Origin of the sequence: Pseudomonas sp. PHC1 (assembly GCF_046487845.1) — a bacterium.
Classification (GTDB): domain Bacteria; phylum Pseudomonadota; class Gammaproteobacteria; order Pseudomonadales; family Pseudomonadaceae; genus Aquipseudomonas; species Aquipseudomonas sputi.
Genome location: NZ_JBJXHJ010000008.1, coordinates 47,193 through 68,300, shown reverse-complemented (window position 1 = coordinate 68,300; position 21,108 = coordinate 47,193). Strand labels below are relative to the sequence as shown.

General features: G+C 56.3%; 31 protein-coding genes and 3 pseudogenes. 11 read left to right on the top strand and 23 right to left on the bottom strand.

What is annotated here, in order from left to right:
* Positions 1-17: 17 nt before the first annotated feature.
* Positions 18-500, bottom strand: coding sequence for an HIT family protein (locus ACKJSM_RS13745; protein WP_410237886.1), 483 nt, complete (start codon positions 498-500; stop codon positions 18-20).
* A gap of 155 nt (positions 501-655) precedes the next feature.
* Here ACKJSM_RS13745 and ACKJSM_RS13740 point away from each other — a divergent pair, with 155 nt between their 5' ends.
* Positions 656-958 (top strand): hypothetical protein, encoded by a 303-nt coding sequence (locus ACKJSM_RS13740; protein WP_410237884.1) that lies wholly within the window; start codon positions 656-658, stop codon positions 956-958.
* A gap of 237 nt (positions 959-1,195) precedes the next feature.
* Positions 1,196-1,930, top strand: a complete 735-nt coding sequence (locus ACKJSM_RS13735) for a DUF695 domain-containing protein (RefSeq protein ID WP_410237882.1) — start codon at positions 1,196-1,198, stop codon at positions 1,928-1,930.
* A 101-nt stretch (positions 1,931-2,031) separates the two neighbouring features.
* On the opposite strand, the gene ACKJSM_RS13730 is transcribed toward ACKJSM_RS13735, so the two are convergent.
* The gene (locus ACKJSM_RS13730) at positions 2,032-2,289 is read right to left on the bottom strand and encodes a hypothetical protein (RefSeq protein WP_410237880.1); all 258 of its coding nucleotides are present in this window, start codon (positions 2,287-2,289) and stop codon (positions 2,032-2,034) included.
* 165 nt (positions 2,290-2,454) lie between these two features.
* A pseudogene (locus ACKJSM_RS13725) lies at positions 2,455-2,730 on the bottom strand (alpha/beta fold hydrolase); the annotation flags it as partial.
* A gap of 60 nt (positions 2,731-2,790) precedes the next feature.
* Here ACKJSM_RS13725 and ACKJSM_RS13720 point away from each other — a divergent pair.
* Positions 2,791-3,237: an anti-virulence regulator CigR family protein gene (locus ACKJSM_RS13720; protein ID WP_410237879.1), complete on the top strand. Its 447-nt coding sequence runs from the start codon at positions 2,791-2,793 to the stop codon at positions 3,235-3,237.
* Positions 3,238-3,276: 39 nt separating this feature from the next.
* Here the strand turns inward: ACKJSM_RS13720 and ACKJSM_RS13715 are convergent, their stop codons facing one another.
* Together ACKJSM_RS13715 and ACKJSM_RS13710 are read right to left on the bottom strand one after the other, a co-directional pair.
* Positions 3,277-3,750, bottom strand: coding sequence for a hypothetical protein (locus ACKJSM_RS13715; protein ID WP_339488482.1), 474 nt, complete (start codon positions 3,748-3,750; stop codon positions 3,277-3,279).
* A gap of 275 nt (positions 3,751-4,025) precedes the next feature.
* Complete coding sequence (locus tag ACKJSM_RS13710; RefSeq protein WP_339488484.1) at positions 4,026-4,325, bottom strand: hypothetical protein; 300 nt, start codon at positions 4,323-4,325, stop codon at positions 4,026-4,028.
* A 227-nt stretch (positions 4,326-4,552) separates the two neighbouring features.
* Between ACKJSM_RS13710 and ACKJSM_RS13705 the strand changes: the two genes are divergently transcribed.
* Positions 4,553-4,750 (top strand): hypothetical protein, encoded by a 198-nt coding sequence (locus tag ACKJSM_RS13705; RefSeq protein ID WP_236182695.1) that lies wholly within the window; start codon positions 4,553-4,555, stop codon positions 4,748-4,750.
* Positions 4,751-4,823: 73 nt separating this feature from the next.
* Complete coding sequence (locus tag ACKJSM_RS13700) at positions 4,824-5,321, top strand: hypothetical protein (RefSeq protein ID WP_007955240.1); 498 nt, start codon at positions 4,824-4,826, stop codon at positions 5,319-5,321.
* A 114-nt stretch (positions 5,322-5,435) separates the two neighbouring features.
* Here the strand turns inward: ACKJSM_RS13700 and yfcF are convergent, their stop codons facing one another.
* The 3 genes from yfcF to ACKJSM_RS13685 form a co-directional block, all read right to left on the bottom strand.
* Positions 5,436-6,068, bottom strand: coding sequence for a glutathione transferase (yfcF, locus tag ACKJSM_RS13695; protein WP_410237876.1), 633 nt, complete (start codon positions 6,066-6,068; stop codon positions 5,436-5,438).
* Positions 6,069-6,190: 122 nt separating this feature from the next.
* Complete coding sequence (locus ACKJSM_RS13690; RefSeq protein ID WP_410238029.1) at positions 6,191-6,550, bottom strand: c-type cytochrome; 360 nt, start codon at positions 6,548-6,550, stop codon at positions 6,191-6,193.
* A 143-nt stretch (positions 6,551-6,693) separates the two neighbouring features.
* Positions 6,694-6,840: a hypothetical protein gene (locus ACKJSM_RS13685; protein WP_373874353.1), complete on the bottom strand. Its 147-nt coding sequence runs from the start codon at positions 6,838-6,840 to the stop codon at positions 6,694-6,696.
* Between the two features lie 331 nt (positions 6,841-7,171).
* Between ACKJSM_RS13685 and ACKJSM_RS13680 the strand changes: the two genes are divergently transcribed.
* Positions 7,172-7,693 carry an AidA/PixA family protein gene (locus ACKJSM_RS13680; protein WP_236182693.1) on the top strand — a complete coding sequence of 174 codons (522 nt, stop codon included), beginning with the start codon at positions 7,172-7,174 and terminating at the stop codon, positions 7,691-7,693.
* Between the two features lie 150 nt (positions 7,694-7,843).
* Here ACKJSM_RS13680 and ACKJSM_RS13675 read toward each other — a convergent pair whose 3' ends face one another.
* The 8 genes from ACKJSM_RS13675 to ACKJSM_RS13640 all read right to left on the bottom strand — a co-directional run bounded on the left by ACKJSM_RS13675 (position 7,844) and on the right by ACKJSM_RS13640 (position 12,259).
* Entirely contained in the window at positions 7,844-8,203 is a 360-nt protein-coding gene (locus ACKJSM_RS13675) for a DUF6124 family protein (RefSeq protein WP_410237874.1), read from the bottom strand.
* A 355-nt stretch (positions 8,204-8,558) separates the two neighbouring features.
* A complete protein-coding gene (locus ACKJSM_RS13670) occupies positions 8,559-8,915 on the bottom strand; it encodes a hypothetical protein (RefSeq protein WP_410237872.1) in 357 nt (118 codons plus the stop codon).
* 60 nt (positions 8,916-8,975) lie between these two features.
* On the bottom strand, positions 8,976-9,398 hold the full coding sequence (locus tag ACKJSM_RS13665) for a DUF4952 domain-containing protein (protein ID WP_410237871.1): 423 nt from the start codon (positions 9,396-9,398) through the stop codon (positions 8,976-8,978).
* A gap of 317 nt (positions 9,399-9,715) precedes the next feature.
* Entirely contained in the window at positions 9,716-10,075 is a 360-nt protein-coding gene (locus tag ACKJSM_RS13660; RefSeq protein ID WP_410237869.1) for a DUF6124 family protein, read from the bottom strand.
* A gap of 356 nt (positions 10,076-10,431) precedes the next feature.
* On the bottom strand, positions 10,432-10,788 hold the full coding sequence (locus tag ACKJSM_RS13655) for a hypothetical protein (protein WP_410237867.1): 357 nt from the start codon (positions 10,786-10,788) through the stop codon (positions 10,432-10,434).
* A gap of 220 nt (positions 10,789-11,008) precedes the next feature.
* Complete coding sequence (locus tag ACKJSM_RS13650) at positions 11,009-11,227, bottom strand: hypothetical protein (RefSeq protein ID WP_011333849.1); 219 nt, start codon at positions 11,225-11,227, stop codon at positions 11,009-11,011.
* A 206-nt stretch (positions 11,228-11,433) separates the two neighbouring features.
* On the bottom strand, positions 11,434-11,559 hold the full coding sequence (locus ACKJSM_RS13645; RefSeq protein ID WP_410237866.1) for a hypothetical protein: 126 nt from the start codon (positions 11,557-11,559) through the stop codon (positions 11,434-11,436).
* 112 nt (positions 11,560-11,671) lie between these two features.
* A complete protein-coding gene (locus ACKJSM_RS13640; RefSeq protein ID WP_410237864.1) occupies positions 11,672-12,259 on the bottom strand; it encodes a hypothetical protein in 588 nt (195 codons plus the stop codon).
* Positions 12,260-12,538: 279 nt separating this feature from the next.
* Between ACKJSM_RS13640 and ACKJSM_RS13635 the strand changes: the two genes are divergently transcribed.
* The 3 genes from ACKJSM_RS13635 to ACKJSM_RS13625 all read left to right on the top strand — a co-directional run bounded on the left by ACKJSM_RS13635 (position 12,539) and on the right by ACKJSM_RS13625 (position 14,393).
* Positions 12,539-13,072, top strand: coding sequence for a PAAR domain-containing protein (locus ACKJSM_RS13635; protein WP_410237863.1), 534 nt, complete (start codon positions 12,539-12,541; stop codon positions 13,070-13,072).
* Positions 13,073-13,078: 6 nt separating this feature from the next.
* Entirely contained in the window at positions 13,079-13,792 is a 714-nt protein-coding gene (locus tag ACKJSM_RS13630; protein WP_085611814.1) for a peptidoglycan recognition family protein, read from the top strand.
* Between the two features lie 379 nt (positions 13,793-14,171).
* On the top strand, positions 14,172-14,393 hold the full coding sequence (locus ACKJSM_RS13625; RefSeq protein WP_410237861.1) for a hypothetical protein: 222 nt from the start codon (positions 14,172-14,174) through the stop codon (positions 14,391-14,393).
* A 70-nt stretch (positions 14,394-14,463) separates the two neighbouring features.
* Here ACKJSM_RS13625 and phnE read toward each other — a convergent pair whose 3' ends face one another.
* From phnE to ACKJSM_RS13600, 5 genes are all read right to left on the bottom strand, one after another.
* Positions 14,464-15,231 carry a phosphonate ABC transporter, permease protein PhnE gene (gene phnE / locus ACKJSM_RS13620; RefSeq protein ID WP_410237859.1) on the bottom strand — a complete coding sequence of 256 codons (768 nt, stop codon included), beginning with the start codon at positions 15,229-15,231 and terminating at the stop codon, positions 14,464-14,466.
* Positions 15,228-16,055 (bottom strand): PhnE/PtxC family ABC transporter permease, encoded by an 828-nt coding sequence (locus ACKJSM_RS13615; RefSeq protein ID WP_410237857.1) that lies wholly within the window; start codon positions 16,053-16,055, stop codon positions 15,228-15,230. The genes phnE and ACKJSM_RS13615 overlap by 4 nt, the downstream gene beginning before the upstream one ends.
* The gene (locus ACKJSM_RS13610; RefSeq protein WP_410237856.1) at positions 16,049-16,846 is read right to left on the bottom strand and encodes a phosphonate ABC transporter ATP-binding protein; all 798 of its coding nucleotides are present in this window, start codon (positions 16,844-16,846) and stop codon (positions 16,049-16,051) included. Before ACKJSM_RS13610 ends, ACKJSM_RS13615 begins: the two co-directional genes overlap by 7 nt.
* Entirely contained in the window at positions 16,843-17,694 is an 852-nt protein-coding gene (locus ACKJSM_RS13605) for a putative selenate ABC transporter substrate-binding protein (RefSeq protein ID WP_339488518.1), read from the bottom strand. Before ACKJSM_RS13605 ends, ACKJSM_RS13610 begins: the two co-directional genes overlap by 4 nt.
* 248 nt (positions 17,695-17,942) lie before the next feature.
* Complete coding sequence (locus ACKJSM_RS13600; RefSeq protein WP_410237854.1) at positions 17,943-18,839, bottom strand: LysR substrate-binding domain-containing protein; 897 nt, start codon at positions 18,837-18,839, stop codon at positions 17,943-17,945.
* A 150-nt stretch (positions 18,840-18,989) separates the two neighbouring features.
* On the opposite strand from ACKJSM_RS13600, the gene ACKJSM_RS13595 reads away from it, so the two are divergent.
* Positions 18,990-19,739 (top strand): SDR family NAD(P)-dependent oxidoreductase, encoded by a 750-nt coding sequence (locus ACKJSM_RS13595; protein WP_011333861.1) that lies wholly within the window; start codon positions 18,990-18,992, stop codon positions 19,737-19,739.
* A gap of 96 nt (positions 19,740-19,835) precedes the next feature.
* On the opposite strand, the pseudogene ACKJSM_RS13590 reads toward ACKJSM_RS13595, so the two are convergent.
* Positions 19,836-19,937 (bottom strand): annotated as a pseudogene (locus tag ACKJSM_RS13590) (paraquat-inducible protein A); the annotation flags it as partial.
* Between the two features lie 205 nt (positions 19,938-20,142).
* Here ACKJSM_RS13590 and ACKJSM_RS13585 point away from each other — a divergent pair.
* Positions 20,143-20,334, top strand: a pseudogene (locus tag ACKJSM_RS13585) (hypothetical protein); the annotation flags it as partial.
* Between the two features lie 155 nt (positions 20,335-20,489).
* Here the strand turns inward: ACKJSM_RS13585 and gstA are convergent.
* Entirely contained in the window at positions 20,490-21,104 is a 615-nt protein-coding gene (gstA, locus tag ACKJSM_RS13580; protein ID WP_410237852.1) for a glutathione transferase GstA, read from the bottom strand.
* Positions 21,105-21,108: the final 4 nt, after the last annotated feature.

Here is a 21,108-nt window from a genome sequence, read left to right as displayed (position 1 = left end):
GCGACTCGATGAACTGATCATTTGAAGGCGCTGCGCAGTTCCTCAATCACCTCTTCAACAGAGCACCCCTGAATCGCCGGCGGTGTGGGGTTCTCGGCAAATTCTCGCCAAACGAACAGCGTCAGTTCTGCGCCATCGGTTGATGGCAAGGGATTCTCGGCGTAGGCGAAAGACTCGAGCAGGCGATAGCGGGAGTCTTTCCAGAACAAGTCTTCGACCCAGTCATAGACCGGTATGAAATGGAAGTGGAGGGGAAGACCGGGTTCATGACCGAAGCGGCCGATATAAAGGCGCTTGGGCTTCAGATGGCGCTCAATGATTTGCTGAGTTCTTGCGAGCAACCCTCCAAGCTCCGCCAGTGCCTCGGTCGACAGCTCGGCCAGTGAATTGGTTTGGATTTTGGTCCCCAGCATCAGATAGCCGGGAAGTGCACTGGCCAGATGGTGGTTGATGATCCAGTGCTCGGTTTCATGAAGAATGAGGTGCGGGGCAATTTCCATGTGCCATGGGGCCTGGGGCAAGCGGTGCGCCAGCGTAGCAAAAGTGCAGACCTTTCTGCCGGAGGAACTGTGCCGTTACGTCCGACGTTGAGTTGACCGTTCGCGTTTCCCTGTCGCAGCATGCATTCACTCAAAACGCCTTACCCGGAAAACCTATGCCCACGCCTGTCGATTTTGATGAATTGTTAGCGCTTGTCAGAGACGAGGAGTCGTTCATTCGTTTTGTCGAGGCGCTGGGGGCTGATTTTGCCAGTGAACGTTTGTTGGAACATAACGCTCCCTCATCGATAGATCGATCAGATAGCCAGGAATGGGAAAACGGAACGGTTGATGCGTTTCTCAATGCGGCAGCTGCATGGGCGCATGCCAGCAACCGATCTCCTTTGGCCGATAATGCCCAATCGAATGTATGGCAGCGCTGTGCAGCGATTCTGTTCGCTGGAAAGTTTTATGAGTGACCGTCGTATTGCCGGGCACAGAGGTGACAGGTTCTTCTCCCCCCGACGAAAGATCCGTCCTCTTTAAGCCGGTTCTCCGAGCTTCAGAAAATGCTCGCGATGACGACAACTGTTACGTCCTGAAGAAGCTTTACACCTGCTGATCCATTTTCAGGAGGACATCATGGACGCAATAAAAATTGAAGCCAGCGGGGCTGGTTTGCAGCCGCAGGTCAAGGTTTAAAGGAAAAGCTATTCATGGTCATTGATAAAACCGGGCGCTCTCTGATGAGGTCCGGTTTTGGCGTAATGCACGCCACAAACCGCTTCCGCTTGCTGGCGATAGTCAGCGTAGTCGTCGCTGGCTGCTCCAGCTCCAAATCGCCGCCTCCGATCGAGCGTGACGCGTGCCTGGCGGCTGGTCCGGCCCAAAGTGTTGATTACGATAATTGTGTAGCGAATCGAGAACGCAGAAGCAGGGCGGCGCTCGAAGCGCTTCTCGACGACAAATTCGTTTATCCCCCACAGCAGCAAATTGTCGAGGCCTCTGAAAGCAAGTATCAGCCATCCGATTTTCCAGAGTCCCCCGCACCCATGATCTACAAGGGGCTGGACTCGATATCGCTGACTGAGAAACGAGCGTTGCCTTTCAAAATCAGGATCGTCTGGAAGTACACATCGACAGGCGTGATACCGGAGCGTCGGGACGCCATCCGCATGGCTGAAATGGAGAAGTTGATAGTGCCGGCGGTAGAGGAGAAGGGACTGGCGAAGTGGGTCTGCACGGTGACGGGTGGACACCAGCGGGAGTGGATTTTCTATACGCAAAACGATGAAGCGTTTACCGCCAGGATGCGGTCGGCGCTCTCGCAGGGAGGGCCATACCCTATCGAGTTGAGTGCACGCCGGGATGTGGTGTTGAGTACCGGTTTTCAGCCTGCTGACAACCTGGCGGAGGTGATTCGCATCACCCCCAAAAAATGCGTGGAGTGACAGCTGCATAGCCACAAAGGACAGGGCGATACCCATCAGACATGAAAAAGCCCGGCGGATAAGGCCGGGCTTTTGTCGGGTACTGCGGTAAAACCCAGCATTCAGGCGTTACGACTTTCGATCAGACGGTCAGAACCACCTTCGGCAACTGCATCACTGAACAGCGGGTCGGTTTCAGTCGCGGCCACTGCATCGCTGAAAAGCGGATCGGTTTCGGTTGCGGCTACGGCGTCACTGAACAGCGGATCAGTTTCGGTCGCAGCTACGGCATCGCTGAACAATGGATCGATTTCAGTCGCCGCAAAAGCATTCAGGGCGAAGAGCGAGAAGGCAATACCGAGGAAGGTTTGGCGTTTCATGGTTCTGTACTCCGTGTGCAGTGGGTTGGTATGGAGCAGATCCTACGCTTTGGATTCGATATGAGAACTTCATTGAATTAATGGTTGTTATTGATGCAGCCAATGATTGAGCTCGGTGGCCTTAGATGCGCTGAACGGCACCGATGACAACTACCCGCTTGCCAGTCACTGCGCAATAAACCTGCGAATCGCTTGAGTGGTTTCGACGGGCGCTTCCTCCATCAGCCAATGCCCCGCGCCGGCAATCACCACTTCGGTGACGTTATCGGCGGCATTGCGCATCACGATGGCTTCGTTGTCGCCGAAGGATTTCTCACCGCCGACCGCCAGCACCGGCATTTTCAGTTTGGTCTTCATCGACGCTTCATTGTCTACAGCGTCCTGGCGAATCGCGCGGAACTGGGCGAACGCCGCGCGCATGGCCCCGGGGCGGGCGTAGAGGAATGGGGACGGATCTATTTTTTCACCACCGGATAAATAGATCTGTCCCCATTTTTACGCATGTCCGGTTTACGCACGTTGATTGCGACCACGACCTGTATTGCGCTGCTGTGCAGTTCGGTGACCGCGCTGGCCGACCCTGGCAACGGAAAGGGGCAGGGCAAAGGCAATCCGCATAACAGCCAGGATCATGGCAATCAGGGGAAAAAAGGCGGGGGCGGTTATCAGGGGCATGGCCCGAGTATCGATCGCGGCGGGGTGATCGGGATCGTGGAAGACTATCGTGGCTACTGGACCCCGGGCCCGGCGTTGCCGCCCGGCATCCAGAAGAACCTGGCCCGAGGCAAACCGCTGCCGCCCGGGATTGCGAAGAAGCTCGATGGTCGACTGGTGGGCAGACTGCCGCACTACGACGGCTATGAATGGCAGCAGGTCGGCACTGATCTGATCCTGGTCGCGCTCGCTACGGGGCTGATTTATGAAGTGCTGAATGGCGCCTTCGATTGAAAAATAGATCTGTCCCTTTGACACAGGAGGAACTGTGCCCTAGTTCACATAGGGCTCATTCAGCTTGTCCAGCGCCTCGATGACGGCGGTCGTTCGGGTTTTCATCGCGTCCTCCGTGACTTGATCAATAACGGCTTGAGCTTCCACCACTCTGTCGAACAGGGCGCGGCCTTCCTTGGTGCTGGACAGAATGCTTTCGGTTTCCTCCAGACTCTTGTTGTTGGCACGGATCATCACTTCGAGTTCTTCGTCGTTGAACCGATCGGCGTAGACATCGACGATCAGACTTCGGATACCGTCCATATCGAGTTTTTCTATCACGGTCTCGCGAATCGTATCGTCGGGCAGTGCCCAGTAGTGTGAAGAGAACACTTTCATCAAGTCGTCCATGCGCGACTCGAAACCATCGTCGCGAGTGGATTCGACCAGTTCACGCGCCTTGTCCTTGCTACCACCACAGGCTGCCAGTGCAACGGCCAAAAGCACCACAAACGTTATTTTCCGCATAAACATGAGGGCATCAGTCCTTGATTGATCGGGTGGTGTGGGTTGTCTGGATTTGGTTCAGGCGGCTGCGGTCCATGACCAAAAGTGTCGAGGTGCAGGGCTGGCGATTCTATTCGTTCTGCAGAAAATTCTCATTGAGGACATCCGGATGACACCCAAAAAAACGCGTGGAACAGGGGGTTGCTGTCGTCGTGGGTGACCCGTTTCAATTCCAGACCAACGTGAAAAAGCCCGGCGGATAAGGCCGGGCTTTTGTCGAGAACTGCGGTAAAACCCTGCATTCAGACGTTACGACGTTCGATCAGACGGTCAGAACCACCTTCGGCCACCGCATCGCTGAACAGCGGATCGGTTTCGGTTGCGGCTACAGCATCGCTGAAGAGCGGATCAGTTTCAGTCGCGGCGACGGCATCACTGAATAGCGGATCGGTTTCAGTCGCGGCAACGGCGTCACTGAACAGTGGATCAGTTTGAGTCGCAGAGGCAACAGCATCGCTGAACAGTGGGTCAGTCTCGGTCGCCGCAAAAGCATTCAGGGCGAAGAGCGAGAAGGCGATACCGAGGAAGGTTTGGCGTTTCATGGTTCTGTACTCCGTGTGCAGTGGGTTGGAATGGAGCAGATCCTACGCTTTGGATTCGATATGAGAACTTCATTGAATTAATGGTTTTATTGATTCGGTCAATGATTGGGCTCGGTCGCCCGAGGAGCTCCGAACTGCTGGAGAGGAATGGGGACGGATCTATTTTTTCACCACCGGATAAATAGATCTGTCCCCATTTTTAGAGTGCAGAGAGGCAGGGCCAAAGAATGGATTACATCCTCGATATCTTGCTCAACCGGTTGGCTCATCGAATCGGGGTCTACGTACTTGGCTTGCTGAGTGTCGGTCGATTCAAGGGGGAACGTGGTTTTGCCTGGGGCTGGGCGGTCGCCGTCGGTGGGCTGGTGCTGATTGCACTGTTCGTGGCATTCATTGCTTTGCTCATCCTGTCTCGCAGCGGGTAAAGCCGCTGGTCATGAGTCAGGATTCGTCTATCGTCTAAAAAATCATCACAGGGTCAAGATCAGGGAGCTGATCATGAATCGTCAGGAAGACCTGAACATCATCTGGAAGCGGATATTCTGGATTTTCATCGCCCTGTTGGTGCTGGCGATTATCGTCACCTACAGTCTGCCCGACTACAAAGTGCCCTTTATCGTTTGTATCGCCGGGAATATCGGGGGCTACGTTGGGTTTCACAGGCGACTGTCGATACTCACTGATCCGGAAATCGAAAACCTCTCCAGATCATGGTTCGCTTTGATCCTGCCTTCATTCATAGGCGGGATCTTGGCAGGGCTTCTGTATCTTTTGTTCCTTTCCGGCGTTATCAAGGGCGACCTGTTTCCGGTGATCGTTCCAGACGACGATCCGCAGTGTTTGAGGCAAATCTTCAACGATATCTTTTGCCAACACGCGGAGGGGTATGCGGCCTATGCCAAGTTGCTGTTCTGGTCATTTGTGGCGGGCTTCAATCAAGACTATGTCGTTGACCTGATCGAGAACATAAAAGGCTCCGACAAAAAGACGGGCTGAAGCAGAAGGGGGCTGTTGTCCGGCTTCATTTAATGGGGGCAGCTTTATTTTCAGATTTGCTGCCGGGGGCTCCCGGCAGCTAGTGAACACTGAAGACTCAAAAAATGGGGATCGTTACATTCGAGGTCGTTCCAGCTTGATCCACTCTTGTACTGTCGGGCGCTGCCATTGGCGTTGAGCGTAATCCTCCAGTTGAGCCGGCACAGTATCCCCGTTGAGTATCAACCGGTTCAGCATCAACGCCAGGTCAACATCGGCGATCGACCATTCACCCAAAAGGTATTCCGGATTGTCGGTCAGCAGCCATTGAGCGACATCAATCAACTTTTGCTTGGCAGCCTCAGCCGACGCTGACAACGGTCCGTATTTCTGACCATAGAAGACCACAAGGGTAGAGCGCTCCTGTCGGATCGGGAGCAGATCACTGCGTAGCCACGCTTGAACTTGTCTCGCCACGGCGCGTTTTTGTGGGTGTTGCGGGTAAATTGCTGTCTGGGGGAACACATCTTCCAGGTATTCCGTGATCGCCGATGACTCCGACAACGCACAGTCGCCATGCACGAGGGTGGGAACTCTTTGAGTCAGGGAAAGACGGGCGTAATCGCTGGCCTGGTTTTCCAGTTTGTCCAGGTCCAGGGTGCTCATTTCGAACTCGATTCCCTTTTCTCGAAGGGCCACAAAGCACGACATTGCGTAGGGACTGGTGAATTGAGCATCGACGTAAAGGCGCAGGCTTGAGTCATTCATAGCGTCATCTCCATATGCGGTATGGCCACGCTAAAAGATTGAGGGTCGTAAATAAAATTCACGTTTTTTATGGAGGCATTCCTGTCAGGAATGCCGTGTCAGGAATGGGGCCTGCCTCAATGTCATTTGTTCGTATGCGAAATCACACCGCTCATATATTGATGCAAGTCGCGAAAGTCGTTAACGCTCCAGGCGTGCGGCGCAATCTTCACGCCATTCTCTCGCAAGGTCTTTGGAATCAAGTCGCCGTTGGGGCGAAGTATCACCGAGGACACGATAACGCCGGGGTAATCACTCAGTCGCTTCTTGAAGGCAGCAGTTGTCAGGTCAGGTGTTGGCGGGTTGCTTTTCCTGGCCAACGGCCCGGTCCCCTTTATATCGGCTCCGTGGCACACGGCGCATCGCTGGGAGTAGAGGGCTTTTCCATTGGCGGTATCGGCGAGGGATGGCGCCATTTGGGTGAGGGCAAAGAGGCCTGACATGGCGATGAGGAATGTTTGGAATCTCAGGCGTCCCGGTATGGACACGCCCGCACAAAAAGCCCCTGTCCTGTAAAACCGCATTTTTCCTCCTTGAAAGCACGTCTATTCCGAGGCCGGCACGATATCCCATTGCGGCTTGTCAATCAGCGGTGCAGCGTCATCCAAGGCGCCCCTTCGGCAAAAGCGCACTCGATCCAGTCCTTGAACGCTGTGGTCGTCGCCGTGTTGAACCGCGCCGAAGGCCGCACCAGGTACACCCCTGTGTCGGCATCCAGTTGCCACCAGTACATCAAAAATGACCCGCAGCAGGATCGCTTGCCGCTCCACAAAAGGCCGGGTGTAGCCGATTCGTCGTTAATGCCAACACCAGCTGTGCGCCTTCGCCAACAGTTACCGCCAGAGAACAACTCAAAATCCATCAGAGATTGACTCGCACAGAAGCAAATCAAGACCTTGGTCGTGCCGCGCAGTGCTCCCGTTTTTCCGCGTCAAGGAATCGCGGTTTGACACTATTAGGCCATCTCCTATCGTTCTCCGCAGACCGCATCCATGGACCGGATGAGCCGGACAGCCTTCGCGGGCGCGGTCGCTTATGCGATTCCAAAAACAAGGAGCCTCAAAATGTCCAGTGCTACCCAAACCATTGACGTGCTAGTCAATGTCGATGCCGATTACCTGCTTGCCCATCCCAACGACGTAGGCGGCGCGGTCTCCATGCTGGTGACGCGCGACGCCGTCGACCCCAATGCCAGTGGCAACACCGGCGAAGGCGGCGACGAGTTGTGGATCGACGTCAAACCCGGCGACAACATCCGCTGGCGCGCCACCACCCTGTCGCGCAACTTCGACCGCATCGCCCTGATCAAAAACGTCCAGAGCGGCGACCCCCACCAGGGCGGCGATTACAAAGGCACCATGTCGACACCGCTCACCTACAACATTCCCGGCGTAGTGCCTTACCTGAACAAGGCTGCCAACGGCGGTATCTCCAAAACCGATGTGATCTATTCCATGTGGCAAGCCACGGCCGAGAATCCGGGCAAACTCTGGTACCAGATCACCTTCGTCCTGCTCGACCGCGACCTGAACCAACTCGGCCCACAACACACCTGGGACCCGTACATCACCGTCAATAACCAGTAACTGAAACGCAAACAGCCCGGCCCGGCATCCGTCGTCATTGACGAGGGTGCCGGGCCGGGCTGTTTACATTCCACATCTTCTGAGCCAGATATTTCCAGCGGCAAAAACGGACTCAACAACGCCCGCTGGAGACAAGCTTTCGACGACTGCTTACGCGACTTCGACGTGATCCAGCGCCTGATTCACCGCCAGCTCGGCGATCATCACGATCTGCGTAATACCGATCGCTGTCTTGCGATGCGACGGATCGAGCGTGGCCGCGAAATTACTCAGCATCTCACTGGCCGCGCCCAGGTTTTCGCTGGCATTGGCCAGCAGGCATTCGGTGTTGAATTTCGGATTGGCCAGGTACATCCGCTCGGGCTCGTTCAAGGACGACATGATCCCGGCGGCGGGGCAGAGGTAGTGATCCAGCGCACGCTCGGCGGCGTCGTGGAGTTTTTTTGAGTTGGGGGATTCGTAGGGAGAGGTGGGGTCGGTTTCGGGTGGGTTGGGTGTTGGTTTGATCATGGTGAAACTCCTACATCGTCAAATGGGAGCCGACACTCTCGCTACCAAACGATGGGTGGCGGCCATGCTCAGGTTGGTAGACCGGGACGTAGGAACCGGCGCGCCCGAAGACGCCCTGTGCATGACCACCATGACGCGGAGTCTTTCAGACACTGCACATCATGATGCTTATGCAACCTACGATAATCCGGGGCTACCAAACCCCATCACTGTTTTTCAGTGACCGGGAAACGATAAGACCCGCGTCGTAGACGCACAAGCCGGCGGATTCTGGCGTAGTCGTAGGCAATGACGCAAGGCGCTGTAGCCTTGGGGAAGTTACGGCAGGTTGCTTTAAACGGACCTGTTTAAGCGCTCAAAGCCTGGAAGAAATCTCCTTCCAGATGTAGCCGTAGTTGTATTGCAGCCAGCGAACCAATGCCTTATCAAACTGCCTGCGAAACCAGCTGTTCTCCCTCGCTGCCAGCCTTTCCTCGATCATTACCCTGAGCGAATCTCGATCAAAGCCAGTCCATACCGGAGGCACAGCGGCCACAAGGTTGGTGAAGCACACCGGAGCGACCTCTGAATAAAGGATTTCGTAGAGCACGTCAGGATCGATGCCTCTGACCTTCGCCGCTACGTAATCGTATTCGACCGGCAAATCGTTGAAAGGCCAGGAGAGTGCAGCTCTGACGTCGGTCAGCTGCGGCTCAGTCAGAAGATGTCCCACTGCGAAAACACCTCCGACTAGCGACCTTTTTTGGTTAATCCGAGTTGGGCGACGTTGTGCTTAGGTGTCTTCAGTAAAGAGGGAAACGTTGATGTAGAAATACTTAATTTCTGACCACAAATCCCTTTTGTCTATTGGCGTCTCTTCGGATCCCATACCCAGCATGTACCCCACATTTGTTTTTTTATCGCGATAGAAGAACGGTGCTGAATCCCATCCGCAACACATATGCTGAAGCTGTGGCAGACCGAAGCTTTGATTCATGTATCGCTCAGCTTCAAGCGCATCAAGGCCTTTTACTCGGTAGCGAGCAACGAAAGGTTTTCCTTGTATGTCGTTGTCCTGGGTGCACGCCAGAAGCTCAACAAATTCAGGTTTGTCGCTGATTTTTGCCAGGAAGTCCTCACAGTGCGGTTCGGCCTTTGCGCAACCGGCCAAGACAGAAAGCACTCCGAATAAAAGCCCAAGGAATAACTTTTTCATCTATTTTTCCACGACCTCATTTCTCCCAAGACACCCTCGCACCGCCAGAAACAAAGATCGGTACTGAACAGCTAAACCTTCGTCTGCTGCGCGGCAGTATAGCGAGGGTAAATAAGCATGGGATTTCTGGGTGGCTCTTATCAGCAGATCATCAACTGGAGAGGGCTCAGCGATTCAAGGGCCATGAGGTACGTCTGATTCTTGAATCTCCAAATTTCACCATATCCAGCATTGTGAAAGCTGAACGGGCACCCAGGCATCCCACACAAATTTCGCTGTAGAAGCAGCCACTGACTGCTCCTACAGGAGCCGACCGATTACGCCACTTCGACGTGATCCAGCGCCTGATTCACCGCCAGCTCGGCAATCATCACCACCTGCGCAATACCGATTGCCGTCTTGCGATGCGACGGATCGAGCGTTGCCGCGAAATTGCTGAGCATCTCACTAGCTGCACCGAGGTTTTCGCTGGCGTTGGCCAGCAAGCATTCGGTGTTGAATTTCGGATTGGCCAGGTACATCCGCTCGGGCTCGTTCAAGGACGACATGATCCCGGCGGCGGGGCAGAGGTAGTGATCCAGCGCGCGCTCGGCGGCATCGTGGAGTTTTTTGGAGTTTGGGGATTCGTAGGGAGAGGTGGGGTCGGTTTCGGGTGGGTTGGGTGTTGGTTTGATCATGGTGAAACTCCTTGTGTCGTCATCAGGAGCCATTACCCACACGCTACCAAACGTTGGGTGGTGGCCATACGCAGGTTGGTAGACCGGGACACAAGGAGACCGGCGCGCCCGAAGACGCCCTGTGCATGGCCACCATAAAGCCGAGGCGATTGACCGCCGCGATGGTGTGCTCTGCATCTTGTGTTTGTCTCGGGCTACCAAACCCGATCACTGTTTTTCAGTGACCCAGGAACGATAAAACCCGTGCCGTAGACACACAAGCCGGCGGATTCTGGCGTAGTCGTAGGCAATGACGCAAGGCGTTGTAGCCTTGGGGAAGTTACGGCGGGTTGCTTTAAACGGAGCTGTTTAAGCGCTCAAAGCCTGGAGGAAATCTCCTTCCAGATGTAGCCGTAGTTGTATTGCAGCCAGCGAACCAACGCCTTATCAAACTGCCTGCGAAACCAGTTACGTTTTCTCGCAGCGAGCCTTTCTTCTATTGAGGCTCTGAGCGAGTCAGGATCGAAGCCTGTCCAGATAGTGGGCAAGACAGCTGCAAGATTGGTGAAACACACGGGCGCCACTTCGGAATACAGGATTTTGTACAGCACGTCCGGATCGACACCTTCGACCTCACGCGCGATGTAGTCGTAATCGGTCGGAGAATCGTTGAAAGGCCAGGAGAGTGCAGCTCTGACGTCAGTCAGTTGCGGCTCAGTCAGAAGATGTCCCAAAACCAAACTCCTTTTAGTTCGCCACTCAGTGGATGAGGACAAGAGACGGGGATATTTCTTGAGAGATAGTACTGGGCTTTATTGGCAGAAAGGGAAGGCGGGAATTTCAGGATTTCGGAAAATGCGGGAGTTATGCGAGCCATTCGCGGAGGGCGAGAGCACTTGGCACGGAACCAAGCGCTCAGGGTAGGGCGGGGCACTACGGCTCCACCCTGATGTTTCAGTTTTTGCTGGCGTTCAGCTTGCGCAGTTCTTCGTAGGTCGCCGACTGGACGAACCAGAAGCCGGAAATGATGCACCAGCACAGGGTGCCGGCCACGAAAATACCCAGCGCCGGCAAGAACCCGCTGGTGAAAATCGCGACGATAGCGACCAGCCAGATGAATGCCAGGGAGAGATAGAGGACGGTGTTGTTGACGCTGATGACGAAGTCTTTCACGGGGGCGTATTCCTTGCGGGATGTGGATAAATTCCCCCTCTCCGGGGGGCGGACGCATGCTATCACAGTGCCTTCACTGGCCAAGAGAATGAGCTCTTCGTCTGAAAAAAATCCGTCTCCTCTTTCGTTGCGAGTGTCCGCTATCGGCCAAAGCGGACGCTCTGTACTGCATATGGAGACGGGGACTCAAGCGACTACGTCAACTTTTAAATCAGAAGCTTGGCCAGCGCATCTTTAAAATCTTCCCGATAGTTATTTTCGTTATCGAACCGGATTTCTGTCCCATGCAGCTCTTCTAGCATGCCAAGCAACATGTTCAGCCTGACCAACATTTTAGAAAGCTCTCGAATTCGCTCTGCCTTCTCACGATCACACCAGGTCCAACGCAAAGTAGTCTGAAATTGGCCGTACCCGTCGTGATTGCTATCACCCTCAGCAATAAGCCTATTTTAACTCTGCAAGTACAACATTTCTGATGGCTCGGCAGTGTCCCGTCATCACAATATCATCAATCAATGTTTCGAAGCCAAATTTTGCAGATATATAGACCCTGCAGAGCAGTATCTCCAAAGCTGCGTCTATGTCAGATATAAATTTAGAGAATGCAGCCGCCCTCTTACTAGAAGCTTCAAGCGGAGTATTTTGGTAATTTGAGCGATAATCTATCGTTAGTCTAGGCAGCCTCGAATGAATCAAGTTAAGAAGATCTTCTGATTTTGCTACTAGATTAGCTCCAAGTGCTCCCGCAAAGCTACTTTCGCTAGATCCTTTTATCTGCCTCCAGATATTATAGATTGAAGATCTTCCGAGCTTAATCTCACTTTCCTCATGGTAATTATTTTTTTCGTCAATCTTTTTGTGGAGCGCATCCACTAATGGAGAGAAATCCAGAACAAAAGAAGGCACCCCCTGTTGTGACTTTATCATCAATTGCATATATTCGCTGACACCCATACTATCCAGTTCAGCTACGTACCTATGGTTTTTACTATTAACCAGCATTGTCCTAATGTAATTCTTTTCTTCGCTCATGCTATTTTCTCGCACTATTTGTTTAATTTCCGCAATACCATCAAACATCAAAAATATTCAACATTTTTACAGTTGGCCGAGCTGACCCGCGGAAAAGGGGACAGATTCACTGGTCTGTTGTCCGCTTCTGGCCGATAGCTGCTGCTCATGAGAGGCGGCTATCGGCTGTGGATTCAAAAAACGGTTGCCGATATGCCAACCAGAGCGATGCCCTGAGCCACTGTTCGACGCAACTCTGATACAGTCGCCCTTGGAAAAATCGTAGACAGGAAGTCATACATGGCAAAGCCAGCTGCACGCATAACTGACCCCACCAGTTGCCCTATGCCTGGGCACGGGCCCAAAGCCATTGCGTCCGGATCTCCCGATGTGTTTTTTGACGGCCTCGCAGCTGCAAGGAAAGGCGACACTTGCACCTGCGGCAGCGCTTTGGACTCGGCAGTGTCTGCGACGGTGTTCATCAATGGCAAGAATGCCGCTCTGGTGGGAACCGTCGGCACACACGGCGACGTAGTTATTGGTGGTTCGGGTACGGTGATCATCGGCGACTCCCATACTCCTGCACCGTTCACGCCTCCACTCCCGCTTTTACTGCAGAAAGCCTATGGGCATACTTTCAGCATCGTTGATAGCGAGACCGGTCAACCTCTAGTCGGAAGAAGTTTCACTGCCACTGTAAATGGTCAAAAGATTACAGGCGTTACCGACAGCGCCGGGATGGCGAAGATCAAAACGCCAGTCAAAGATGCCAATATTTCCATCAGTATTGATTTCACTTCTCCAGCTCGGACGCTTAACGAACTAACGGACTGACCCAGAATGGCTGAACAATTTACTACTGAAGCAAAAGCGACTGAAGTCAAACCCGCTGTGCCAGTTGCTCCCACGATTATCACCGTCAACGATAGAGCTGCCACTAGAGAAGCGATCATCAGACTACTCAGCAAAAACAAGTGCGAATTTGTAGAGCGATCATCATGGGGAGCGCATAAAGCAAAAGGTGAAATGGTCGATGACTGGGACTACTCGATGATCGCCCTTCACCACGCAGGACGAAGTGTAGGCTGCGGTGCTGGTGCAGGACAAATGCGTGCGATTCAGAGTGAACATCAGGCTAAGTTTGATGATATCGGCTATCACTACGGCATCGATTGTACGGGTAAGGTCTTTGAAGGACGTGACATACGGTTCAAGGGATCAAGCGTACATAACTACAACACGGGTGTGATTGGTATTGTTTTACTGGAAAACCTGACAACCGCCGAAGAGGGGGGCGATATGGTCGCTTTTGCTCGGCAAGCCCTCGAGAGCATCAACGGCAACATGGATCAGAAAATTCCTGCTATACAAATTGATACCCTTCTGACCTTGATTCAGGCCCTGACCAGCGTTTTCAGGGTGACGACGTTAGGTGGGCACCGTGAATTCCCCATGCAAGCCGGCGAAGGAAAAATTTGCCCTGGTAATATCGGCATGGAGCTTGTTAGAAATCTTCGGATTAAAACCAAACTTTTGCGACCGCCTTCATCATGAAATTGCTGCTAATCATATTGTCAACCACGATTGTCGCCATGCTTTATATAGGTTTTTACGAAAAGATGGAGGACGCTTATCCGGAAAAAGTATTCTTTATTAAAAAGAGCCCCACATTTCAGATGGAGTTTGAAAATATTTTCGCGTACGAATCCGATGATAAAAAATTGAGTGAGCTAAGCGAGGCGGAGCGAAATCTGGTTATTAATTATTGCAAGTATCGAGTTGGGTTGGATACGACATTAAAAAGTCAAAGCGAGCTTGAAAAGTGCAAACAAAGGTAATGGTAAGTCGTCCCTGTCAATCGTAGATTTCTTTGAGGCGCATCTGGCGACTCTTATCGATTGCGACCAAATGGGGCTGTTTTTCCGGAGAAACAATGCTAACCGATCAGCAAGCTCGAATAGCACTCAAAGAGCTAGTAGAGAAGTATCTCAAAGGGAAAGCTCCTGATTATCAGCTCTTAATTGAGTTGATTGATGACTCATCGCAGCCAGTTCCTGTCAGGGGAGTACTGGAGGATATTCGACGATATGGCAACGCCCGATACACGCAGCAAGAATTGGAACACATTGACGACTGCGTATACATCTTCGGCTGAAGCGGGTGCACTATTGGCCGGACGCGGACCTCGATGAATATTTGTTTTAAGCAACTTAAAAGACTACAACCTAAGCCTTTACCCACCGCCCCCGCCCCCAACCACTCAACCAATCCACCCCCCACACCAAAATCAGCATAGCCAAAATCACCGTCCCCGCCTGCGCCTCCTGAAACAAACTCAAGCTCACATACAACATCTGCCCCAACCCCCCAGCCCCGACAAACCCCAGCACGCTGGCCATCCGAATATTGTTCTCCCACCGATACAAACAGTACGCCAGCAACTGCGGCGCCAGGTTCGGCAGCGTGCCGTAGCAGAACGCCGTCACCGGATTCCCCCCCTGTAACCGAATCGCATCCGCCGGTTCCGGCGGTGTGTTCTCCAGCGCTTCAGCAAACAGCCGCCCCAACACGCCCGTGGTGTGCAGGGCGAGCGCAAGTGTCCCGGCATTCGGCCCAAGCCCAGCCGCCAACACCATCAACGCAGCCCACACCAGTTCAGGAATCGCGCGCAGTGCATTGAGCACCAGGCGCGCAGCACTTTGAAAAAACCAGCCAAATCGGCCAGCGGCGGGGAGGGCCAACAACAGACCCAGCACGGCAGCGAGGAGTGTGCCGAGGGCTGACATGGCAAGTGTTTCCATCGATCCGCGCAGGATTGCGTTCAGGTAGTCCGCGCTAAGGTCCGGGCTAAGAAAGCGCGCCACATACAGGCCCATCTGTTTCAGGCTGGTAGCGCTGCCGAGTTCTTCAAGATCAAGGCCCAGGTAGGCAAACGACGCGATAACGGCCGCGACTATGGCGAGGATCAGCACCGAGTTGATCAGGCGTTTCATGTCAGCCTCCAGCGCAGCAGGCGGCTGAGTTGGTCGGCGCCGAGGACGAGGAGGAGGAAGGTCAGGAGCATGCTGGCGACTTCGCCGCCGGCGAACATGCGGATCGACAGGTCGATCTGTTGGCCGAGGCCGCCGGCGCCGACGAAGCCCATGACCACCGAGGCGCGGATGGCGCATTCCCAGCGGTAGACGGTGTAGGAGAGCAGTTCCGCCGCGACGTTGGGCAGCACGCCGTAGGCGAAGCTGGCGAGGCGGCCGCTGCCGGCCTGGAGCAGGGCGTGGGCCGGGCGTTGGTCGGTGGATTCGTAGATTTCGGCGTAGACCTTGCCGAGCATGCCGCTGTAGGTGATGGCGATGGCCAGCACGCCCGCCGCCGGGCCGAGGCCGACGGCGCGCACGAACAGCAGCGCCCAGACGATTTCCGGCACGCTGCGCAAGAAGATCAGCAGCCCGCGCACCGGCCAGCGCAGCAGGCGGCCCAGCAGGCTCGGGCGGCCGCTGCGGGAGGCGGCGGTCAGCGACAGGGCGCGGCTGGCGAGCAGGCTGGCCGGCACGGCCAACAATAGCGCCAGGGCCATGCCGGCGGTGGCGATGGCCAGGGTTTGCAGGGTGGCCTTGAGCAGTAATTGCAGAAACTCGCGGTCATGGGCCGGTGGCCAGAACATCGACACGAAGCGGCCCATTTCACTCTGGCTGTCGGCGTGAAACAGCACGCCCAGATCCAGTTCACTGAGCTGGATCCCCGGCCACAGCAAGGCAATCGCCAGTACGGTCAGCAGCAACCGGGGTAGCGCGGCGGGGTCGCGGGTGTCGGCGCTCAGCATCGCGGAATCTGCACAATCAGCGGGGTGACGGCGGGCGCCGGGGATTGCAGTTGTTCGTTGGCGTAGAGGGTGTCGAGCATGTCGCGGCTGACTTGCGCGGACGGGCAGTCGAACAGGATTTGCCCCTCGCGCAAACCGATGATCCGGGGGAAGTGCGCCAGCGCCAGTTCCACCGCGTGCAGGCTCGCCACCAGCGTGACGTTGTGCTCGCGGGCATGGCGCGACAGGATCGACAGCGTGTGCCCGGCCAGCACCGGGTCCATGGCCGAGACCGGTTCATCCGCCAGCAACACCTCCGGCGCCTGATACAGCACGCGGGCAATGCCGACCCGCTGCAATTGCCCGCCGGACAGTTGCTGGCATTGGCTGAAGAGTTTGTCGGCCAGATCCAGTTTCGCCAGGGCAGCGCGGGCGCCGGGCACGTCGAGTGGGTGCAGCAGGTTGATCAGGCTTTTGCCCAGGCTCCATTGCCCGAGTTTGCCGGCCAGCACCGCCGTCACCACCCGTTGCCGGGGCGGCAGCGGCGGCGCCTGATGCACGAGGCCGATGCGCGCACGCAGGCGTTGCCGTTGGCGGGCGGACAAATGCCAAGCGCGTTCGCCCAGCACTTCGATGTCGCCACTGCTGGGCCGAATGGCGGTCGCCAGCAGGTTCAGCAGGCTCGATTTGCCGGCGCCGGACGGGCCGATGATCGCCACCTGCTCGCCGGCCTCGATGTGAAAATCCACGCCGCGCAAGGCTTCCACGCCATTGGTGTGGTGCAGAAAAGCCTGTTTGAGGCGCAGGGTCATTTCAGCAAGTCGGCGGCGCGGGCGGCTTCCTCGATGCCTTTGTAATTGTCCGGGCTGGTTTCGATGAAGCGGCTGGCGGCTTGCAGGTCGAGGATTTTCTTGTGCTCGGGGTTGGCCGGGTCGAGGTCGAGGAAGGCTTTTTTGATCTTCGCCGCCAGCGCCGGGTCGAGGGTGCCGCGCACGGTCCAGTTGTAATCGAAGTAGGCCGGGGTGGTGGCGAAGACCTTGACCTTATTGGTGTCGACCTTGCCGGCGTCCACCAGTTTCTGCCAGACGCTGGCGTTGAGCACACCGGCGTCGACTTTGCCGGCCTGCACCCAGGCGACAGTGGCGTCGTGGGCGCCGGAATAGCCGACGCGGCTGAAATAGCTTTCCGGTTTGATGCCGTCCTTGAGCATGAAATAGCGCGGCATCAGGCTGCCGGAGGTGGACGACACGGAGCCGAAAGCGAAGGTCTTGCCCTTGAGGTCGGCGAGGCTTTTGACGTTCGGGTCGGCGGTGATGAATTTGCTGGTGAACTGCGCGTCTTGCTCACGCTGCACCAGCGGAATGGCGTTGCCGGTTTTCAGCCGCGCCTGGACGAAGGTGAAACCGCCGAGCCACGCCAGGTCGAGACGATCAGTGGCCAGCGCTTCGACCACCGCCGGGTAATCCGCCACGGGAACGAACTGCACGTCCATGCCCAATTGCTGTTGCAGGTACTGGCCCAGCGGCTCGAACTTGCGCAGCAGTTCGGTCGGGGCTTCATCGGGAATTGCGCTGACCTTCAACACCTCTGCGGCTTGCGCCAGCACGGCGGACAGGGACAGGGCCAAACCAGCGGTCAGTGCCAGGGTTCGCTTGAGCATGGAATTCTCCGTTTCGTGGGCATCAAGGTCGATGCACCCGTCGATGGGCAATCATCGTCGGGTGCAACGTCAGGTTAGACGAAACGGCGCGTCTTGCCGGTAGGAATGAAGGTGTCTGAACTGCCGCTATCGCGGGCAGGCCCGCTCCCACAACGACGGCGCAAACCCTGTGGGAGCGGGCTTGGTCCGGGCGGCGATCCGACGAAGACGTCAGCATGAACAAACCCGTTCCCGGGCGGATCCGAGGCTTAATCAACCTGCGCAAACCGCTCCACCAGCCAATCGATCAACACCCGCACCCGATTGCTCAAATGCCGGTTTGGCGGATACAGCACATGAAACGGATACGCCGGCGGACGCCAATCCTCAAGGATCGGCACCAGTTCGCCGCGCTCGATGGCCGTCCTGACCGTGTAGTTGAAGGTGTGGATGATCCCCAGCCCGGCGAGCCCGGCCGCCAGGTGCGCGTTGCTCTCGTTGACGCTGATCAGGCCTTTGCCTTCGATCTGGTGGCGTTCGCCGTTACGTTGGAAGTTCGACGGCAGGATGCGCCCGGTGGAGGCCGAGCGGTAGGCGATCAGCTGATGGCTGGCCAGGTCGAGCGGGTGGCTCGGGGTGCCGTGGCGTTGCAGATAATCGGGCGTGGCGCAGGTGGTCCACGACACTTCACCGAGGCGCCGTACCGCCAGGGTTTGTTCGGTCAACTGGCCGCCGCGAATCACGCAGTCCACCCGTTCACTGATCAGGTCCACCGGGCGGTCGCTGACGCCCAAGTCAATCTGGATGTCCGGATAGCGTTCGAAGAACTTCGGCAGTTCGGGAATCACCAGCATCGTCGCGGTCGAGCCGCCGATGTCCACGCGGATCTTGCCGCGCGGCAGGCCTTGCGCCTGGCTGAAACCCTGATCGATGTCGTCCAGTTGATGCAGCAGTTGCTGGGTCAACTGGTAATAGGAAGCGCCGTCGGCGGTGACGGTGAGGCGGCGGGTGGTGCGTTGCAGCAGGCGCACACCGAGGTGGTTTTCCAGTTGGCCGATCAGTTTGCTGACCGTGGTTTTCGGCAGGTTCAGCGAGTCGGCGGCTTTGGTGAACGAACCGCTTTCCACGACGCGGGCGAAGGTGCGGATCGCCATTAACTGATTCATCGGTTCGGGCTCAGTGAAAAAGACAGGGCTGAGTATTGTGCATGTCTGTGCACAAACAAAACCGATTTTGCGGATTTTTCAATTCAATCGATCAGCCTAAAGTCGCTTCCAACCGCTCACCTACCTCGAAACGGTTACTGGAGATTAATCATGAGCAACAGACTTGAAGGCAAAATCGCGCTGATCACTGGCGGCACCACCGGCATCGGCCTGGCCTCGGCGCAGGAATTCGTCGCCCAGGGCGCCACCGTATTCATCACCGGCCGTCGTCAGGCTGAACTGGACAAAGCGGTCGCCGCCATCGGCCCGCGTGCCATCGGCATCCAGGGCGATGTGGCGAAGCTGGAGGATCTGGACCGCATTTACAGCGAGATTTCCGCGAAGGCCGGGCACCTCGACATCCTGTTCGCCAATGCCGGCGGCGGGGACATGCTGCCGCTGGGCTCGATCACCGAAGAGCACTTCGACCGGATTTTCGACGCCAACGTGAAGGGCACGCTGTTTACCGTGCAGAAGGCCTTGCCGCTGCTGCGCGATGGCGCCTCGATTCTGCTGACCTCGTCGACCACGTCGGTGCAGGGCACGGAGAACTTCAGCGTCTACAGCGCGAGCAAAGCGGCGGTGCGCAACTTTGCGCGGTCGTGGCTGCTGGACCTGAAACCACGGCGCATCCGCGTCAACGCCATCAGCCCCGGCCCGGTGCGTACGCCGGGCCTGGCAGGGCTGGTGCCGGCGGAACACACTCAGGGGCTGTTCGATCAACTGGCGTCTATCGTGCCGATCGGTCGTCTGGGCGAGCCGAGCGAGATTGCCAAGGCTGCGCTGTTCCTGGCCTCGGATGACAGCAGCTTCGTCAACGGCATCGAGTTGTTCGTTGACGGCGGTACTGCGCAGATCTGATTTAAGTCGCTTGATGCCCCGGCACTTGTTCAGGCGAGTGCCGGGGTTTTCCCGTTTCTTCGTCCGGCGCGTTATCCCAGATCAGGCGTGGGTCGAACCGCTCACGATGGTGCTGTCGGCGCCACTGCCGAGCAGAGTGGTGTTCATCACCGGCAGCAGATTGGCCGGCACGTAGAACGCCAGCGCGACTTTTTCGTACACGCAGTCGCAATGCTCGCAGATGATCAGTTGATCGTTGCTGGCCATGGGGCGCTCGACGGGAGGAGGGCATGAGCCCCTTCATTAAAGAAGCGCTGGGGCATTCGGCAACCGGGGTGCCATTCGTCCAATGCCGGGCACTAAACACCACCCGCTCGTTTCACACCTTCAGGTACGAACATTGCGCATCAGAATGGAGGCACCCATGGACATTGATGAAGATGCACCCGGCAACCTGTCACAACAGGTCGTGACGCGCACAACCGACAACGAAACCGGCCATGATCCCCGCAAGGATGAGTCGCCAGTCCCTCTGCCGCCGGACGATGAAGCGCCACTGGAAGAAGACATGAGCGATGTGGCGGCCAACGATTCGGTGGGATCCGAGCATCCGCAGGACGGCAACGGCTCGGGAAGCGCCGACGCCAACCCGCAGAGCACCGCCAAGGATGATGAAGACAGAGAGGCGCGGGGCCTGCCGGCAAGTGATCCGGAGTCGGGCGCCTGACTGCGCGCCGGCGCATTTGAGGGCGTTCAGCGCAATCGGTCGCGTCAGAGCACCGGTTGCGTGGCGTCCTCTGCCGCGATGGCAGCCCGCACACTGGGCCGCTCGGCGATGCCTGTCAGGTAGTTCGCCAGGGCTGGCCAGTCTTCGATAGCGATACGGAATGTCGGCAACCACTTCAGCACCGTGAACAGATAGGCATCCGCTACGCCGAAGGCCTGCATCAGAAAGGGCTGGGTGGCGAGGAGGCGGTTCAGGTAATCCAGACGCTTGAACAGCTTGTGTTTGAAGATCGTTTGGGTGGTTTCCGGGATTTCGCTGCTGAACAACGGCGCGCTGCCTCCATGAATTTCCGAGCTGATGAAGTTCAGGTATTCCTGCAAACGCGAGCGCTCCCAAGTGCCATTGGCCGGGGCCATTGCATGGCCGGGCACGAGGTCGGCGAGGTATTGCAGAATGGCCGGGCCTTCGGTCAGCACTTGACCGTTGTCCAGCATCAGCGCGGCCACGTAACCCTTAGGGTTGATCTGGCGAAAGTCCCGGCCGTCGGCGGTTTCTTTGGTCTGGTTGTTGACCCGGATCAGCTCGAACGGCAGCTCCAGTTCGCGCAGTACGATGTGCGGCGCCAGTGAGCAGGTCATGGGGGCGAAGTACAGTTTCATGGGA

Excerpts from the sequence above, each read along its gene's own strand:
- ACKJSM_RS13635 (WP_410237863.1), top strand. The coding sequence starts at position 12,539 with ATGGCAAAGCCAGCTGCACGCATAACTGACCCCACCAGTTGCCCTATG.
- ACKJSM_RS13715 (WP_339488482.1), bottom strand. The coding sequence starts at position 3,750 with ATGTTTATGCGGAAAATAACGTTTGTGGTGCTTTTGGCCGTTGCACTG.
- yfcF (WP_410237876.1), bottom strand. The coding sequence starts at position 6,068 with ATGAATGACTCAAGCCTGCGCCTTTACGTCGATGCTCAATTCACCAGT.
- ACKJSM_RS13665 (WP_410237871.1), bottom strand. The coding sequence starts at position 9,398 with ATGAAAAAGTTATTCCTTGGGCTTTTATTCGGAGTGCTTTCTGTCTTG.
- ACKJSM_RS13705 (WP_236182695.1), top strand. The coding sequence starts at position 4,553 with ATGGATTACATCCTCGATATCTTGCTCAACCGGTTGGCTCATCGAATC.
- ACKJSM_RS13660 (WP_410237869.1), bottom strand. The coding sequence starts at position 10,075 with ATGATCAAACCAACACCCAACCCACCCGAAACCGACCCCACCTCTCCC.
- ACKJSM_RS13730 (WP_410237880.1), bottom strand. The coding sequence starts at position 2,289 with ATGAAACGCCAAACCTTCCTCGGTATTGCCTTCTCGCTCTTCGCCCTG.
- ACKJSM_RS13700 (WP_007955240.1), top strand. The coding sequence starts at position 4,824 with ATGAATCGTCAGGAAGACCTGAACATCATCTGGAAGCGGATATTCTGG.
- ACKJSM_RS13740 (WP_410237884.1), top strand. The coding sequence starts at position 656 with ATGCCCACGCCTGTCGATTTTGATGAATTGTTAGCGCTTGTCAGAGAC.
- ACKJSM_RS13610 (WP_410237856.1), bottom strand. The coding sequence starts at position 16,846 with ATGACCCTGCGCCTCAAACAGGCTTTTCTGCACCACACCAATGGCGTG.
- ACKJSM_RS13595 (WP_011333861.1), top strand. The coding sequence starts at position 18,990 with ATGAGCAACAGACTTGAAGGCAAAATCGCGCTGATCACTGGCGGCACC.
- ACKJSM_RS13645 (WP_410237866.1), bottom strand. The coding sequence starts at position 11,559 with ATGTTGGTCAGGCTGAACATGTTGCTTGGCATGCTAGAAGAGCTGCAT.
- ACKJSM_RS13690 (WP_410238029.1), bottom strand. The coding sequence starts at position 6,550 with ATGTCAGGCCTCTTTGCCCTCACCCAAATGGCGCCATCCCTCGCCGAT.
- ACKJSM_RS13630 (WP_085611814.1), top strand. The coding sequence starts at position 13,079 with ATGGCTGAACAATTTACTACTGAAGCAAAAGCGACTGAAGTCAAACCC.
- ACKJSM_RS13600 (WP_410237854.1), bottom strand. The coding sequence starts at position 18,839 with ATGAATCAGTTAATGGCGATCCGCACCTTCGCCCGCGTCGTGGAAAGC.
- gstA (WP_410237852.1), bottom strand. The coding sequence starts at position 21,104 with ATGAAACTGTACTTCGCCCCCATGACCTGCTCACTGGCGCCGCACATC.
- ACKJSM_RS13735 (WP_410237882.1), top strand. The coding sequence starts at position 1,196 with ATGGTCATTGATAAAACCGGGCGCTCTCTGATGAGGTCCGGTTTTGGC.
- ACKJSM_RS13685 (WP_373874353.1), bottom strand. The coding sequence starts at position 6,840 with ATGTACTGGTGGCAACTGGATGCCGACACAGGGGTGTACCTGGTGCGG.
- phnE (WP_410237859.1), bottom strand. The coding sequence starts at position 15,231 with ATGAAACGCCTGATCAACTCGGTGCTGATCCTCGCCATAGTCGCGGCC.
- ACKJSM_RS13615 (WP_410237857.1), bottom strand. The coding sequence starts at position 16,055 with ATGCTGAGCGCCGACACCCGCGACCCCGCCGCGCTACCCCGGTTGCTG.
- ACKJSM_RS13605 (WP_339488518.1), bottom strand. The coding sequence starts at position 17,694 with ATGCTCAAGCGAACCCTGGCACTGACCGCTGGTTTGGCCCTGTCCCTG.
- ACKJSM_RS13675 (WP_410237874.1), bottom strand. The coding sequence starts at position 8,203 with ATGATCAAACCAACACCCAACCCACCCGAAACCGACCCCACCTCTCCC.
- ACKJSM_RS13625 (WP_410237861.1), top strand. The coding sequence starts at position 14,172 with ATGCTAACCGATCAGCAAGCTCGAATAGCACTCAAAGAGCTAGTAGAG.
- ACKJSM_RS13720 (WP_410237879.1), top strand. The coding sequence starts at position 2,791 with ATGTCCGGTTTACGCACGTTGATTGCGACCACGACCTGTATTGCGCTG.
- ACKJSM_RS13680 (WP_236182693.1), top strand. The coding sequence starts at position 7,172 with ATGTCCAGTGCTACCCAAACCATTGACGTGCTAGTCAATGTCGATGCC.
- ACKJSM_RS13745 (WP_410237886.1), bottom strand. The coding sequence starts at position 500 with ATGGAAATTGCCCCGCACCTCATTCTTCATGAAACCGAGCACTGGATC.
- ACKJSM_RS13640 (WP_410237864.1), bottom strand. The coding sequence starts at position 12,259 with ATGAGCGAAGAAAAGAATTACATTAGGACAATGCTGGTTAATAGTAAA.
- ACKJSM_RS13710 (WP_339488484.1), bottom strand. The coding sequence starts at position 4,325 with ATGAAACGCCAAACCTTCCTCGGTATCGCCTTCTCGCTCTTCGCCCTG.